General features: G+C 63.1%; 15 protein-coding genes and 2 pseudogenes. 2 read left to right on the top strand and 15 right to left on the bottom strand.

The genetic code is table 11. The features are described from left to right. Positions 1 to 180: 180 nt before the first annotated feature. On the bottom strand, positions 181 to 636 hold the full coding sequence (locus NKI59_RS22500; RefSeq protein ID WP_352707066.1) for a transposase: 456 nt from the start codon (positions 634 to 636) through the stop codon (positions 181 to 183). 1,277 nt (positions 637 to 1,913) lie between these two features. Here NKI59_RS22500 and NKI59_RS22495 point away from each other — a divergent pair. Continuing rightward, positions 1,914 to 2,162 (top strand): annotated as a pseudogene (locus tag NKI59_RS22495) (hypothetical protein); the annotation flags it as partial. Positions 2,163 to 2,171: 9 nt separating this feature from the next. Here the strand turns inward: NKI59_RS22495 and NKI59_RS22490 are convergent. The 14 genes and pseudogenes from NKI59_RS22490 to NKI59_RS22425 all read right to left on the bottom strand — a co-directional run. Next, positions 2,172 to 2,588 (bottom strand): annotated as a pseudogene (locus tag NKI59_RS22490) (nodulation factor fucose acetyltransferase NolL); the annotation flags it as partial. A 3-nt stretch (positions 2,589 to 2,591) separates the two neighbouring features. Next, positions 2,592 to 2,813 (bottom strand): hypothetical protein, encoded by a 222-nt coding sequence (locus NKI59_RS22485; protein WP_352706940.1) that lies wholly within the window; start codon positions 2,811 to 2,813, stop codon positions 2,592 to 2,594. A 612-nt stretch (positions 2,814 to 3,425) separates the two neighbouring features. Then, positions 3,426 to 5,396 (bottom strand): relaxase/mobilization nuclease RlxS, encoded by a 1,971-nt coding sequence (gene rlxS, locus NKI59_RS22480; RefSeq protein ID WP_352706937.1) that lies wholly within the window; start codon positions 5,394 to 5,396, stop codon positions 3,426 to 3,428. A gap of 192 nt (positions 5,397 to 5,588) precedes the next feature. Further along, the gene (locus NKI59_RS22475) at positions 5,589 to 6,272 is read right to left on the bottom strand and encodes a lytic transglycosylase domain-containing protein (protein ID WP_352706935.1); all 684 of its coding nucleotides are present in this window, start codon (positions 6,270 to 6,272) and stop codon (positions 5,589 to 5,591) included. Next, positions 6,260 to 6,808 carry a signal peptidase I gene (lepB, locus tag NKI59_RS22470; protein WP_352706933.1) on the bottom strand — a complete coding sequence of 183 codons (549 nt, stop codon included), beginning with the start codon at positions 6,806 to 6,808 and terminating at the stop codon, positions 6,260 to 6,262. Before lepB ends, NKI59_RS22475 begins: the two co-directional genes overlap by 13 nt. Further along, positions 6,805 to 7,074, bottom strand: a complete 270-nt coding sequence (locus NKI59_RS22465) for a helix-turn-helix transcriptional regulator (RefSeq protein WP_352453595.1) — start codon at positions 7,072 to 7,074, stop codon at positions 6,805 to 6,807. Before NKI59_RS22465 ends, lepB begins: the two co-directional genes overlap by 4 nt. 149 nt (positions 7,075 to 7,223) lie before the next feature. Further along, positions 7,224 to 7,547 (bottom strand): DUF736 domain-containing protein, encoded by a 324-nt coding sequence (locus NKI59_RS22460; protein WP_023672372.1) that lies wholly within the window; start codon positions 7,545 to 7,547, stop codon positions 7,224 to 7,226. Between the two features lie 544 nt (positions 7,548 to 8,091). Further along, on the bottom strand, positions 8,092 to 9,813 hold the full coding sequence (locus NKI59_RS22455) for a ParB/RepB/Spo0J family partition protein (RefSeq protein ID WP_352706931.1): 1,722 nt from the start codon (positions 9,811 to 9,813) through the stop codon (positions 8,092 to 8,094). Between the two features lie 77 nt (positions 9,814 to 9,890). Then, positions 9,891 to 10,310 (bottom strand): DUF2958 domain-containing protein, encoded by a 420-nt coding sequence (locus tag NKI59_RS22450; RefSeq protein WP_023800968.1) that lies wholly within the window; start codon positions 10,308 to 10,310, stop codon positions 9,891 to 9,893. 45 nt (positions 10,311 to 10,355) lie between these two features. Next, on the bottom strand, positions 10,356 to 10,526 hold the full coding sequence (locus NKI59_RS22445; RefSeq protein ID WP_352706928.1) for a hypothetical protein: 171 nt from the start codon (positions 10,524 to 10,526) through the stop codon (positions 10,356 to 10,358). Continuing rightward, positions 10,523 to 11,485, bottom strand: coding sequence for an ArdC family protein (locus NKI59_RS22440; protein ID WP_352706926.1), 963 nt, complete (start codon positions 11,483 to 11,485; stop codon positions 10,523 to 10,525). Before NKI59_RS22440 ends, NKI59_RS22445 begins: the two co-directional genes overlap by 4 nt. Positions 11,486 to 11,972: 487 nt before the next feature. Then, positions 11,973 to 12,293, bottom strand: a complete 321-nt coding sequence (locus NKI59_RS22435) for a sunset domain-containing protein (RefSeq protein ID WP_352502726.1) — start codon at positions 12,291 to 12,293, stop codon at positions 11,973 to 11,975. Positions 12,294 to 12,351: 58 nt separating this feature from the next. Continuing rightward, entirely contained in the window at positions 12,352 to 12,579 is a 228-nt protein-coding gene (locus NKI59_RS22430; protein ID WP_352706922.1) for a hypothetical protein, read from the bottom strand. A 135-nt stretch (positions 12,580 to 12,714) separates the two neighbouring features. Beyond that, a complete protein-coding gene (locus NKI59_RS22425) occupies positions 12,715 to 12,966 on the bottom strand; it encodes a helix-turn-helix domain-containing protein (RefSeq protein WP_352706920.1) in 252 nt (83 codons plus the stop codon). Positions 12,967 to 13,071: 105 nt separating this feature from the next. On the opposite strand from NKI59_RS22425, the gene NKI59_RS22420 reads away from it, so the two are divergent. Further along, positions 13,072 to 13,353 (top strand): DNA -binding domain-containing protein, encoded by a 282-nt coding sequence (locus NKI59_RS22420; protein WP_352480260.1) that lies wholly within the window; start codon positions 13,072 to 13,074, stop codon positions 13,351 to 13,353. The last annotated feature ends 56 nt before the right edge of the window (positions 13,354 to 13,409 follow it).

Genomic DNA, 13,409 nt, shown 5'->3' with positions numbered 1-13,409 from the left:
GGGGTCTCCCCGGCATAGGCGCTAACTTAGGGCACGGCAGCTATCCTTGCTGCGGCGGATTGGTTTTTGCGCCGTCTTGGCGGATCGCAGACATGGCGAATGATTTCGGCGAAGCGTGCGGCGATTTTTCCCGGTCGCAGCACGCTCAGTATGGCGTTGAGGATCGCAGTACGCAGAAGGTTATGCAGCCTCCAAAGGGACAGCGATTGCGCCATGCGTGGTTTCGTCTTCACAGGGGGGAGAGTCGAGAACGTCGTTGACGGCCTCGTCGATAATCAGCGCCAGGATCAGATGGGCCATGAGCCAGCTTCGGGCGAGCCGCTCATCGCGTGCGGGAAGCTTATGGATGCCCATTCCGCTCTTGAGCCGCTTGAAGGCGAGTTCGACCTGCCAGCGCAGGCGATAGGTTTGCAGAACCTCCTCGGCCGTCATCGCGTCGGCCGGATCGATGTCAGCAGCATGACGAAGCCTGCCGCAGTGACGGTCATCAACTGCAGTGTCTGGTGTTGCGGCGTCGCTGATGACCCCGCCTTGCCGCTTTCTCTGACTTTTCGGTGGCCTTCGCATTCTTGCGCCTGACGATGAGCCTTGCCCGCAAGAGCGGCTTGCCTCGGCCCTTGCCTTTGGGGCCCGAATGCTCCACGAGCACGTCCATCTCGCAAATCTCGCCGGGCTGCATGGGCGCGTAGAAGGCGTTCCAGTCCACCAGTTGGCCGTCGAGCGTGGTCAGCCGAACACTGGTCCAGCCCGTGCGCACGATGAAGTCGGCGCCCGCCAACGCCACCTTTTCAAGAGATGGGGCACGGGCGTAGGCGCGGTCGCCAACAACGATGTCGCCTTGGCGAAGCGGAACACGAGAGAAGCTCTCACCACCGTGGACGTCGCTGATCTCCAGATGCGTGAAGCGCGCAAGCGCAGGTTCGTAGGTGGCGTGCAGCCGCCAGTCCGTGCCAGCACTGCCGGGACGCGAGATCGAACTGCCGTCGGCAATGCGCAGCCGACGCCCCTTCGGCACGGTGCTTTTGGCACAAGCGTTTTCGAGCAAGGCGCCTGCGATGCAGCCGAGCCAATCGGCGGCTCCGCGCAAGCGCTTCAAAAGAGCAACATCCGAAAGGCTTGCAACATCGTTCACCCCGGCCCAGGCGGCAGCCGAGCGCAGGCTCATCCCGCCGGGGCCATAAGCTAATGCCAGGCGCAGCAATGTTGCCGCGTCCGCAACATTGCGACGACGCACGAGCGCTCCTGTCGCCCGCGCCGTCGCGTCAAGATCAATGGATTGCGACAGCCCCGATATCAGTGCCTGCCAGTCTGCTTCGATGGAATCATTCGTTCGCATCTGGCCGAGGAATCACATCTCGATTCGACCAGTCTACCCCTAAGTTAGCGCTTATGGGTCTCCCCGGTCTGCACGGAGCGAAGCGGGCAGACGGAGGAATCCGCCAGCGGCGGCTTGCAGGGAGAGGGCCTCGCGCCTCTTTCCCCTCCCTGACAAAACGTGCCGCCAAGCACGTCACGTCGGCGCAGCCGTGCCGCAGAGGCGGCCGCAACAAAGAAGCCCTACAAGGCGGAAGCATCGAAATGTCCGCCAGCGGGACCAATTCAGTTCGGTGCTGGAGAAAGCGGTTCAACAGGGCGGCCGTAGGAGCACCAGCATAGCGCCGCCGTCAGGCGCGATGCGGACCGACAGCCCCGACGAAGGACGCTGATTGATCGACTAAAATTGGATCGGGTCATTTTACCAGCTGACATAATCCATGAATTTCTCACGATGCTTCAGCGCGCGCCTGGATTTTCTGCATTTAGCCTGCAGCGAAGGTCCCGGTGGTGCGGTGGAAGCGAACCCGGGGCATCTTGGATTTATTTGATGCAGCCATCCAGGACTGCTGCATTGCCACAGCAATGGCCACAACCTGCTAGGCGGGCTTCTGGAGATGGACGCGACGATCGGTCAGACGCCCTTTGATTGGCTGCGGTCGGCGCCAGACGGTCGCGGAGCTTCAAATCTGATCGGGCTCCCGAGCGAATTGCCGTCCTACGAGCATTCGGGACCGATCCCGGCCTACAGGCACGCCTTACTTCGGGCGGCGGATCAAGTGATCCGTGAGGGGAATGCCACGCCGGCGTGGCTCGCCAATGACTTCAATGCCAACTGTCGGCAGTCACATCATCAGTTATGCATAGCTCCGCGACACATATCCAAGGTGGCGCACAATCCTGCGAATTCTCATCGCTGTAACAACAATCGCCGCACCAAGCAAAGTGGCGAACTCGATTCTGCTCGTGAGATCCCAACGCTCTCCGAACGGTATTAGATCCATGAAGCGAAACACGGCACCCTGAAGCAGGTAAAGCAGCAGTGTGCTCTGACCAAGCTCCACCGCGACAAAGCGAGCTACGCGAGTTGAATAGCCAACTCTCCAGCATAGGAATATAAGCTGCATCGCCACTGCAGAAGTTGCTACCGAGCCAGCGAACATCAGCAACACTTGTTTGGCCGACTGTGCATCGTAGATCAAACCGAGATTGTTGTAGACGTACGTCTCCTTTCCCCAAACAAGAAAGCACATGAACGCAGCCATAGAAAGTAACCCTCAGTTTCGGGGGAATGGCAAGCCCTGGTCGGCGCGGCGCTGAGTTGGGCGGAAAGATCGACGGCGCAACGCGGGCTCCTGCGCGACGAGCAGATTTTTCGCCCGGTCTGACCCGGCCTCGACTCCAGATGCCGCAATGACCGTCGGGCCCGCGTCGGCGAGCCAGCATCTGAAGGTGCGGCCGAAGCGATGTCGCTCGGCGGTCATGATCGCGCCGGTCATCATGCCGCAGCGGAAAGCTGCCGAAGCTCGTCCGGCCAGGTCGCTGACCGCCTCGTCGTCACGGGCTCAGCGGGATGGGCTGCCAGTTCACGCCCGGCCAATAGCATCCGGCCCGCGGCGCCGACCTCGTCTCACGGTCGTGTGACCAGAAGAACATCGCGAAGTGCGGCTTCATCCTCGACGCCGCGAGCCTGCTTCGCCGTACCGCGGCCGCCGAAAGCCCCTAGGCGCTGTCACCAGGCGCCAGCCCACCTCTCTAGCTGGCGGACCATCGCATTGAGCGCGCCGATGGCCGGACCGGCAGTGATTGCAATGTCCTCAATGCGCCGCAACTGTTTGGGTCGGGGGCAACCCTGCGCAACCAGGCCGGCACCGCCGTCGTCGGCGCGGCTTCCGTGGCACCTGGAAGAGTGCCGTGGTGGCGCACGAGGGTTTTGGCTCAGAACCATGGAACACGATGGATGATCGCGGCGCTTTTGTAGAGCGAACGATAAATCTTGCACGACCAGCCATTTATCCCTCGCCAATTCGATGCCGCGGGCAACCAGCAGGCGAACTCCGTCCGGACTGAGTACCCGTTTCAACGCGGGCAAAAGAAGTTGTGTAGCCATGTCACGAAATGCTTGGTCCGCTTCTCTGCCGGCCGATGGTCCATGAAATCCCCTCCCCACCCATGACACCAGACACCTCCTTGCCAATATGCCGATCAAGCACTGGCCTCCATGGTACCAGCGTGAACTCGCGCGCCTTCTCGACTATGACGTACTTGCCGCTGGCAAGGTCGATCGAGCGGCGCAATCGACCCTCTATTCGATCACCAGGCTGCGCTTCGGAATACGAGAGTCCGAGTTCGTCAGACAGTTGACCGGCCACGCGGTTCAACTCGCGTTGGCGCAGCATCGAAAGCATGTTCGCGCGATAGATGACCCGATCCTGCGCTTCATGCGCGAGACCTTGCGCGATCAGCCACTGCTGTCGACGGGCCTGGACCTGACGTACTTCGCGACCGAAGCCAGAGTCGCGCAAGGGCTCAGGATGAGCTGATACGAGCTCCTGGTCGATCCAGGTGGCGCCGTCGAAGCTGACTTGTTGTTCCAGCGGCGTCGATGAGAGCTTGTCAACCGTGACAGGCTCGGCCCCGGCCCGCTGACGCTCGTAGTCAGACACACGGTCGAGATGATCCGGTGCGACGATCCATGTACCGTCCGGCTCGCGCTCGACACCACCGGTCGCCCGGCGGATCGCCTCCAGTCGCCGCACGTGCGTTTCGGCAAAGCGTTCGGTGGCCGACGGGTCATGCTTGAGATGGATATCGATGCTGTAGCGCCCGTCATGGGCCGTGGCGATCTCGGCAATTGTGCGGTCGACTTGCCTTGGCCCGGTGTCCCTCGGCGTGACCCGCACTATGCAGCCCTCTGGCGTCGGTTGGGTGGCCTCGCCTTTGCCGATATCAACATAGTGGCTTTTGCCGTCCACGCCGTCGACGACGAGGTAATGGCGGTCAGTGATTTCGTCGGCCAGGCCGCGCGCAACGATGCGGCCGACGACAGGCTGCATCTGCTCTGCAGATCGATCATGGATAACATAGTCGGCGGCACTGCGGGCGAGCCCCTTGCCGGTCAGTTCGCGGTGCATGGTCTTGATGATGTCGCCCCGCTCGCCGATGCGGCGCAGCGTCGCTTCAAGCTCGCCATCAAGGCGCCAGCGGCCCGAGCCGACTTCCTCAGCCAGACCCATCCGCTCGAGCTTGCGCAGGCGGCCCTGGTGCAGCGTCTGGCGAAACGTGTCTCGGCTGGCCGGTGAGACATGCCCCTCATGGTCGCGCATGCGGAGCAGCTGCCGATCGATGCTGGTGAAGCGTTCCCGCTCCATTTCCTGGCGCAGGCGTTGCTCGATCTCGCGGTCCGTTCTCGGGCCAAGGTCGAGGCTGACCAGCTCGGCCGCCCGTTCACGGATGCCAGACGAGATGTAGTCTCGCGCGATGACAAGATTTTCGCCGCGGTCATCCTTGCCGCGGACGATAATATGGGTATGCGGATGACCAGTGTTGAAATGATCGACAGCGACCCAGTCGAGCTTTGTGCCGAGGTCTTCTTGCATCTGCGCCATGAGGCGCCGCGTGAGCGGCTTGACGTCGTCATACTCGATGCCGTCTTCAGGTGCGACGATGAAGCGGAACTGATGCCGGTCGCCATCGGCACGATCGATGAAGGCCTTGCCATCAACGCGGTCGCTGTCGGCGCTATAGAGCTCGCCAGGCTCGCCTTCGCGGGTGACGCCGTCGCGCTGGAGGTAGCGAAGGTGTGCACGTGCCCCGTCAACACCCTTGCCGGCCAGCTTGACGATACGCGCCTTGACGACGGTGCGCCGCTGCCGAAACGCCGCGTGGGGGTCGCGCGCTCTGAGAACGGCGGCAGCAGCCCCGCCGCGCCCCGCCCGGCTTCCGATGAAGCGGCCACGGCGACCGCTGCCGCCGCCGGCTCGGTTGATCGCGGCGCGGATCTGGCCGGCGAAACGCTTGCCTGCCTTCGAGCCGCGCGATCCGATTTTGCCCAGGCTCGGCTTGAACTCTTCATCCTGCATTGAGCCTCCTAGTAGTCTTAAGCAAAATCAGAGGTTTGTCGGCAGCAGCTCTCCTGACGCTGAAGGCAGCCTCCGTGAAAAAGGATGTGCAGACAAAGACTTCGCCGGCTCCAGGAGGCGATGCCTTTATCTTGCCTTCCGCGGACCTGCCTCCCTGCCTCCCTGCCCCGCCCGACCCACGGTACCCTGCCCTCACCTGCGATCCAGCCGGCCTGACCTTGCTCGCTCCGATCCGAGCGGCACCACGATTTGGCCATTCGGATCGGTCGCGGAAACACCGTTTCGCAGGAAAAACAGCGACTGCCCGGACGGGATTTCCGGCGCTTTTCCGGAACGGGATTTGCCGGTGAACGCGTCCATGTCGGCCGAGATCCCCGCCGCCTTGAGCTCTTCCAGATACGAAACCGTCTCGCTGGGCAGCGGTCGCCCACGCTGCAAATGCTGTTCGTAGCGGTCCGGCCCAGCGTTATACGCGGCAAACAGGCCGGGAAAGCCGAAGCGGTCATACATGGCGCGCAGATAGGCAGTGCCTGCCAGAATGTTGTCGCGAGGGTCGTGCGGATCGGCTCCCAGGCCAAGCTCTGCGCGCATCTCCTCGTAGGTGCCGGGCATCACCTGCATGAGGCCAATGGCGCCGGCGTGTGAGGCGATCGGCCGTCCGTCCAGCCTTGTCTGCCCCCGGCTTTCGGCATCCATGACGGCATAAATCCAGGGCTGTGGAATGCTGAAACGCTGGCTTGCTTCGGCTACCAAGGGCTGCCATCTTGCCAGCTGCGGACCAGGGGAGATTGCGGCCGGCTGAGCGTCGGTCGCGGCGGAACAGGCGCATGGCGCTATCGCGATCATGCCCAGCATCAGGAGGGTTACTCGGTCCATAGCGGGACCAGCCTCCCGACAATATTTTCGGCCGGCACCGGCCCTAAATAGCGGCTGTCGAAGGAGTGATTTCTATCGGTGCCGAGCAGGAAAAACTCGTCGGCGGCGAGCTTGCGGCAGGCATTCCACCAAGGCAGCGGACGGTGCTGCGTGTCGGTTGCCAGCCGGCGCGCGACGATCTCGCCGCCGATGATGATGGCGTCGCCGAAGGCGCAGACATGCTCGCCAGGCAGCGCGGCAAGGCGCTTGACCAGCGGCACATTGCTGGGCAGATAGAAGCGTTCGGCGGCGAGATCGGCGACCGGTTTTGGCGGGCGGACGAGCACCAGATCGCCACGAGCCGGTGATCCGGACGCGACGCGATAGAGGCCGACCGGCGCACTCGCCGAGGCGTTCCAGACCAGCCAGGGCGATGGGTTGTCGAAAGCGGCGAAGCCGATCAGGCCGAGGCCTATTGTGGCCACGGCGATCGTCTTGCGCGCCCGAATTCGCCGCAGATGGCTGCCGATCAGACGGATAGTGGGACGCCGGCTCATGAGCGGCCTCCCTCACCGGCCGAGCCGGAATTGTGCCCGCCATCCTCGGGCCTGGTCTCCTGCGCGCGTCCCTTCGACCAGTCGTCGAGCTCGTCGATGTGATAGCGGACATAGCGGCCGTGCTTGCGAAATTGCGGGCCACCGCCCTTGAGCCGCATCTTCTCCAGCGTGCGCTGGGATAGCCCGATATAGAAGGCGGCCTGCGCGGTGTTGAGAAACGGACTGCCCTTCTTCGCGCGGGCCGCGCGTTCGTTTTCGTCGTCCATGATGGTCCTCGTTTCGCTACGGACAAGCGAAGGCGAGGATCGGCGAGCGAGATCATTTTGGGGACGGGCGAAGAGTGGGGGGCGAGTTTTCGCCGCCCCTTCTTGAGAAGAGCCCCGCGGGTTGCGGCGCGGGGCTCGAGGCTGGCGGTTCAGTCGACCGGGTTCCAGATGATGGCGTATGTGTCGTCGTCATCCTGGCCGGCGGCGCGGCCGAGATTGGCGTAGAGCTTGCGCGGGCCGAACTCCGGGGCGGCAATCGACAGGCTCACATAGTCCTTGCCGGAGGTCTCGCCGGTGCGGATCCAGCCGGCCCCTACTTCGACCCCTTGCGTCAGCACCCGGAAGTCGGGATGGGTGTCGGCGCTCTTTGCCTGATTGGGCACGATGTCGATGTCGGCGCGGACGCTAAGCGTCTTGAGCTGGCCCTTGTAGCCGCCGTTTTCCTGTTTGGTGACGTATCCGATCGCGGTCATTTTTAGTCTCCTTTGGTGCTCGCCGGGGACCATTCCCCTGCGATGGCGGACCGTGATGGGCGCGTCCGGACCGCCGGAACCGGGACGGCCGCAGCGATAGCGGAGGACCCGAGCGGGCAGCTTTTTTGAAGCGAAGCGGCGCGAGGAAGCCGCCGCAGGCGGCGGGGAAAAAAGCTGCTGGCGAGGGTTTCGGGCGGGCCGGATCCGCCCATAGGTCGTCAAGCCAGCCGCAGGGGAATGGTCCTGAGACACCATGGAGACAGGTGGCGCGATCGGTGGCACAAGAGCGTGCGGCAATGCAGGGGGCTGGCTGCGCGGGCTCTGTCGGGAACCGGATCGGACAATTGGCCCCATGCGCCTGGCGCCTCGGCAAGCAAACCCGGCGTGGTGCAGGGCTGCCGAGATGGGCGCGAGTTGGCGCCGGGATTTCTCGCGCGCGGCACTGGCTCGACAAGACGACCGATCGGCAGCCGGTGCGGCCCGGAGCGGCGCGCGCGACCTGAGCGGCGGCACTCGAAAGAACCGCCGCTCGGGCCCTGATCGACTATTCGCGCGCGAACAGCGGCTGCACTTGTGTCCACTGATCGGCGGTGCGGAAACCGCCGCGGCTGGTGTAGCTTTCGGCGGGGAATTTCATCCAGCGCGGCAGCCAGGTCTCGAGCCTGAGGCGGCCATTCTCGCCCGCAAGGAAGTCACGGATGATCTTCTTTTGCGTCTTGACCTTCTCGGCGACATTGCCATCCGCGACCAGCTTGCCGCCGACCTCGGCCAGCATCGAATTGGCGATTTCCTTGTCGCGCAAGAGGTCGAAGAAGGCGTCGTCCGGTTGCCACCATGCGCCCATATCGACATTCAGATCGTTGCCGAGCGCCTCGATGACGGCGCTGCCGGCTGCAAGCGTCTCGGCCATGACAAGGGTGAGAACGCGCATGACATCGTCGTCGCAGAGCGCCAAGAGGCGCGCGAAGACGCCGGCGATAGCAAAGGCGTCGCCATTGCCGCCGGCGACCACGCCATCCTCATCCGGTGATCCGAGCAGGGCCAACACCTCGCGCCGCTTTTTGCCGAATGCAGCTTCGGCCTTGCAGCCGGCAAGGCTGGCAGTCACCGTTTCGTTGACTGCTCGCTGTGGCTCACGGCGCACCTGCCACAGGCCGGAACCGGTGATGGCGTGCGCCACCACGAGGCGCAGCGCCACGGCGGGATGGTCGAGCATGGCCGCGCGCACGGCGGCATGGCGATGCAGATCGACATAGTTCTGCATCGGGCCGGTGAGTTCAGGGCGCGGCGGCTTGGCGGCTGTTTCTTCTTGCTCGCCGCCCTCGCGGGCGCGGCGGGCTTGCTTGCGTGACAGCCAGCCCTCGTGACACTCGACCTCGCCGCGATGCGTGACCGCGATGAAGACCTTGCCGCCCTTCTTCTTCGGGGTCTTCTCGTGGTCCCATGGGTGGAAATACTGGCCCGGCTCCAGCAGCACCACCTCGCTCCAGCCGTCGTTGAGATAGGTGTCGCGTCTGGCGGCAATCGCTTCGTTCTGCTTTTGCCAGAACAGGTCGGCATCGGCGAAATAGCTGTCATCGCCGAACAGGTCCGAGGTGATCAGGCCGGGATATTCGTCGATGGCAAACAGCGCCACCTTGGTGGAAATCGACTGGCCGCCGAACAGCCATTGCTTCAATTGAAAGCCACGCGGCGCGTATTGATCGGGATCGGCAGACAGAGCCAGCCAGTCCTTCTGCTGCGCCTTGGATGCCATGGTGAGATGGCGCACCGTCTCGGTATCGATCTCCTCGCGCCGGTAGGCTTCGCGGATTTTGGGCAAGAGGTCGCCAAGCGCCAGAATGCGTTTGACCTTCAGGTCAGTGATGCCGAAGGTCGCAGCGATATCGGGAACGGTGCGGCCTTGCCTGACGAGCCGCGAAAACGTCTCCCATTGCGAGACTTCGTCAGGATCGAGGCGGGCGAGGTTTTCGATCAGCGAGGCTTCCAGCGCATCGGCGTCGTCACTGTCCTCCATGATGGCGCAGGGCAAGGGATCGCCTTCGCCGCGCTCGTCGGCAAGCGATTTCGCGGCGAAATAGCGCCGCCTGCCGGCGACGATCTCGAAGGTTTCCGGCTGGCCGTTCGGCCGCACAAGGAGAGGCACCAGCACGCCGCGCGCACGCACGGATGGCAAGATGTCGGAAATGTCGGGCGCGCGTTTTCCATGGCGCATGTTGAGCGCGGAAATGTTGAGCTGATCCAAGGGGATGTGGGCAAGCTGCATGGTTACTCTCCTTCGCTTTGGTTGAGGTTGTCCCGCCGCAGAGGCCGAAGGCCGGCGCGGCGGGACGGTTTTTGCGCCTATCGGCGCTGCTGTTCCGCCGTGTCGGGCGGAAGCTCGGAATGGGGCTTTGAAAGGGCGTCTGCTGCCTGCCGCAGAAGTCGCTCGGCCTCGGTGATGTGGCCGCAAATGCGGGCGGCTTCGGCATAGACGGAGAGCGTAAAGCGCGCCTGGAAATGCAGGTCGCGCTCGATGCCGAGGCCAAGCGGACCTTTTACGGATGCAAGCTCGGCCAGACTGACGCTGCCGAGTTCGGGGAAGCCGAAGCCGAGATCGCAAAGGCCGAACAGCGTGTCGCCATCGGCGTCGAGTTCGCTCAGAAGCCACGTCGCGGCACCTGTGGGATTAAACAGTTTCACAACGGGAAAATGGTCGATGTCGGCGTCGGCGGCGCCATTGGCGAGCAGTCGTGCGCGCAGCGGATCGGTGATCAGGATCATGGAAAGACTCCTTGTCCGAACAGGTCGAGTTGATTTCTGCTGGCTTCATCGAAGAGGCCGATATCGAGCGGCTTTTGCGCCGCGCGCGGACACATCGGCGTCCATCAGGAGGGTGAGCCGATCGCGCGTGGTGATCGGCCGGACACCGGGAATGAGCATCTGCTCGCCTTGCGGCGTCGGCTCGCTCGCGGTCAGTTGAGGATCGCGCATCGTCATGCCGCAATCCCTTCCTGCGCCTCGCCTTCGGCATCGGCCTGAAGGCCAAACAGGAAATCGGCGGCCTTGGAGGCAAGACTGGCGGCACGGAAGATGGCGCGGTTGTCCTCGCGCAGCACCTTCAGCCATGAGCCGATGTAATCGGCATGACGCACGGTCGGCTCGATACCGAGATTGCTGCAGACGAAGGCGGCAGTGATTTCGGCGACCAATTCTTCACGCGCGTAAGCCTTGGAGCCGAACGAGCCGGAGAGGTCGCGAGCAAGCCGCGTCGGGTGGCCGGTCCAGTGGCCAAGCTCGTGAAAGCAGGTCCGGTAATAGTCGATCTGGTGATGGAACGCCGGCTGCGGCGGCACCTGAATGTGGTCGCTGCCCGGCATGTAGAAAGCGCGATCGCCGCCGATCCTGAAATCCGCACCGCTGGCGCGAATGAGCGTCTCGGCCTGCGGCACGATCTCGCACTGAGGCAGCGGCTCGGCGGCGGCATAGAGGTCTTCCGGAAGATTATCGCACTGCGCGACATTGAAGACGGTGAAGCGCTTCAAAAAAGGCACGGCCTGTGGTTCATCGCCCTCGTGGCGTGCGCGCTCCTTCTCGTCCTTGGGGACAAAGCGGTCGGCATGCACGATGGTCGTGCCGCGCTCGCCCTTCCTGACATTGCCGCCAAGGACGAGCGCCTGCCGGAAGGTGAGCCAGTTCTGGCTGGGATAGCTGCGCTCGATGACCGCGCCCCACAGGATGAGGATATTGATGCCGGAATAGGTGCGCCCAGAGGATGCATTGCTCGGCAGGCCAAGGCCTGCCTTTGCGCTGCCCCATGGCTTGACCCATGGCACGGTGCCGCGCTCCAGTTCGGCAATGATGCGGTCGGTGATCTCCTGATAAAGGCTGGCGCCCGGGCGCCCGCCCTTGCCTGCGCCAGCCTCTGTGCTGGCACAACGCTTGCTGTTTGCATGCATCGTCTCATCCTCCGCTCGCCAATCGCCGCGCCTTTCCCCGGAAGCGGGGTGGGCGGCGAGTCGCGACCGGAAAGGCCCGCCGTGGTAGGCGGACCGCATCCGAAGGACCGGAACGAAGAGGAGGACCCTGAGCGGCACGCGAAGGGTTGCGGGCTGCCGCGGCGGGCCTAGAAGGGAGTGCCGCCCACCCCGCGCCACCGGGAAAGGCCAACAGACAAACCGCGCCGCCCGCAAGGGCGGCGGCCGTCTCAGCCCGAAGGGCTGCCCACGCCAAGGGGCGAAGCCGAATGGCCGAGACCGCCTGAGCTTGCCGAAGAAAAGCGGGCTCGGTTCACGAGCACCTGGTGCGCGTCGTCAGGCGCGCGGGCGCCCGCCAGGACGGCAGGCTGGACAGATTTTTCGAACGGATCGCGATAAATACTTCAAATGAATGCTGCACCGAAAACATGTGCGATGCAGCATTTTCGCAAGCATTTACCACGGACGCTCAGACCCGAGACTTCCGCCACCCAGCCTTGCGCGCGGCTTCCTCCGAACAAAACCAGCGCTCGCCTTTCAACAGGTTGATGCGCGTCTCCCAGTAATATTCCTGTCCGGGAACATGATAGATGCGCTCGCCCGTGTTATAGCTGATATTGGCTTTGATGTTGCAGCCGAGAGCGGCAGGGCCGATTTCGAAGGCAAGAAAGCCAGCCAGGATTGTTCCACCAGCAACGATCTTTGCCCACAACGGAACGTCGTTCGAACGATGGCGCTCGCCATACCTGCGACGGTTGTACCGATTGTCCTGATAGCGATGGTTGCCCACGCCCCTTCTCCCCGAAGAGAGAATGCGACGTTTGCAGCCTGGAGTCTATAAGTCTGGTCTAATTCACCGGCCCTGTTCCGAACCATTGAATGAACGGCGCATCCTTACCGGTGATATCCTTCACCGTCTTTAACAGCGCGTCATGGGTGCGTTGGAGAGCCCGGTAATGGTCGCTGCTAGGTGATAGAAGCGGCTGGACGATGCTCTGGTGCAGCCGTTCCGCCTCCGCCAGAAAGCGCTCGATTTCAGCCTGTGAAAGCTGCCTGGAAAGTTTGGTCCTAGCCATTGCGATCTCCGTTGAGGAATCGCCCCACCTAGGATTATCATCCTATATCGGCATGGCCTGGTAAAGACCCACCCGCAGCGGAATGGCAGCTTGCCGAAGAAAAGCGCGCTCGGTTCACGGCACCGGCGCGAGCCGTTAGGCGCGCGGGCGCCCGTTAGCCCGCAGGCTGGACAGAATCTCGCACGGATCAGCGTCAAGCGCCGCAGTTAAGTCGAGAAACTCGATGACGTCGAGACGACGCTCTCCACCCTCGTACTTGGCCACGAAGGATTGGGGACGATCAAGCTTCTCGGCCACCTGCGCCTGAGTCAGGCCTTTGGCCTTGCGCAGGGAAACCAGCTGGGCCAGAAACCGCTGGTGGCGGGGCGAGCGAAGAGATTTGGGCATGTAGGCGAACCGGTCGGGTAAAGACCGGATCAGCGACTAATCCCGGTTTCGGATTATCCCATTTTGGGATATGCTGCGGGCGCTCAACAGCCGAGGTTCGCAGGCATGAATCGACCAATGGGAACAGATGAAAGTCGAAGCTCAACGTTGAGCGATGAAGTCCCCTGGTCGGAGAACCTCACGAGCTACGACAGGGAGCATTTCACGATCTACCTGCGGATCCTGGATGCCTGCGCCGACAATGCCAGCGAAGAGGAGATGGCCGATCTCATTCTCGGCATCGACCCGGCCCTTGAACCGGTCCGCGCCCGCAAGGCTCTTCGCAGCCATATCGACCGGGCGAACTGGATGGTGACGACCGGCTACAAGGAACTGTTCGCCGGCTGACGCACAGCACGGATTGTCATGCTCTTCAAACAAGGAAGTTCAGATACCCGTCACTC

This window comes from Mesorhizobium sp. M0598, assembly GCF_040320865.1.
Lineage (GTDB): Bacteria > Pseudomonadota > Alphaproteobacteria > Rhizobiales > Rhizobiaceae > Mesorhizobium.
The sequence above is the reverse complement of the archived record's forward strand: the minus strand, read 5'-3'. Positions and strand labels throughout refer to the sequence as shown.

Bases quoted from the DNA above. Each gene is read 5' to 3' on its own strand.
- NKI59_RS22425 (WP_352706920.1), bottom strand. From the start codon at position 12,966: ATGCCCAAATCTCTTCGCTCGCCCCGCCACCAGCGGTTTCTGGCCCAG.
- NKI59_RS22420 (WP_352480260.1), top strand. From the start codon at position 13,072: ATGAATCGACCAATGGGAACAGATGAAAGTCGAAGCTCAACGTTGAGC.
- NKI59_RS22455 (WP_352706931.1), bottom strand. From the start codon at position 9,813: ATGCAGCTTGCCCACATCCCCTTGGATCAGCTCAACATTTCCGCGCTC.
- NKI59_RS22475 (WP_352706935.1), bottom strand. From the start codon at position 6,272: ATGGACCGAGTAACCCTCCTGATGCTGGGCATGATCGCGATAGCGCCA.
- lepB (WP_352706933.1), bottom strand. From the start codon at position 6,808: ATGAGCCGGCGTCCCACTATCCGTCTGATCGGCAGCCATCTGCGGCGA.
- NKI59_RS22465 (WP_352453595.1), bottom strand. From the start codon at position 7,074: ATGGACGACGAAAACGAACGCGCGGCCCGCGCGAAGAAGGGCAGTCCG.
- NKI59_RS22430 (WP_352706922.1), bottom strand. From the start codon at position 12,579: ATGGCTAGGACCAAACTTTCCAGGCAGCTTTCACAGGCTGAAATCGAG.
- NKI59_RS22450 (WP_023800968.1), bottom strand. From the start codon at position 10,310: ATGATCCTGATCACCGATCCGCTGCGCGCACGACTGCTCGCCAATGGC.
- rlxS (WP_352706937.1), bottom strand. From the start codon at position 5,396: ATGCAGGATGAAGAGTTCAAGCCGAGCCTGGGCAAAATCGGATCGCGC.
- NKI59_RS22485 (WP_352706940.1), bottom strand. From the start codon at position 2,813: ATGACCGGCGCGATCATGACCGCCGAGCGACATCGCTTCGGCCGCACC.
- NKI59_RS22445 (WP_352706928.1), bottom strand. From the start codon at position 10,526: ATGACGATGCGCGATCCTCAACTGACCGCGAGCGAGCCGACGCCGCAA.
- NKI59_RS22440 (WP_352706926.1), bottom strand. From the start codon at position 11,485: ATGCATGCAAACAGCAAGCGTTGTGCCAGCACAGAGGCTGGCGCAGGC.
- NKI59_RS22460 (WP_023672372.1), bottom strand. From the start codon at position 7,547: ATGACCGCGATCGGATACGTCACCAAACAGGAAAACGGCGGCTACAAG.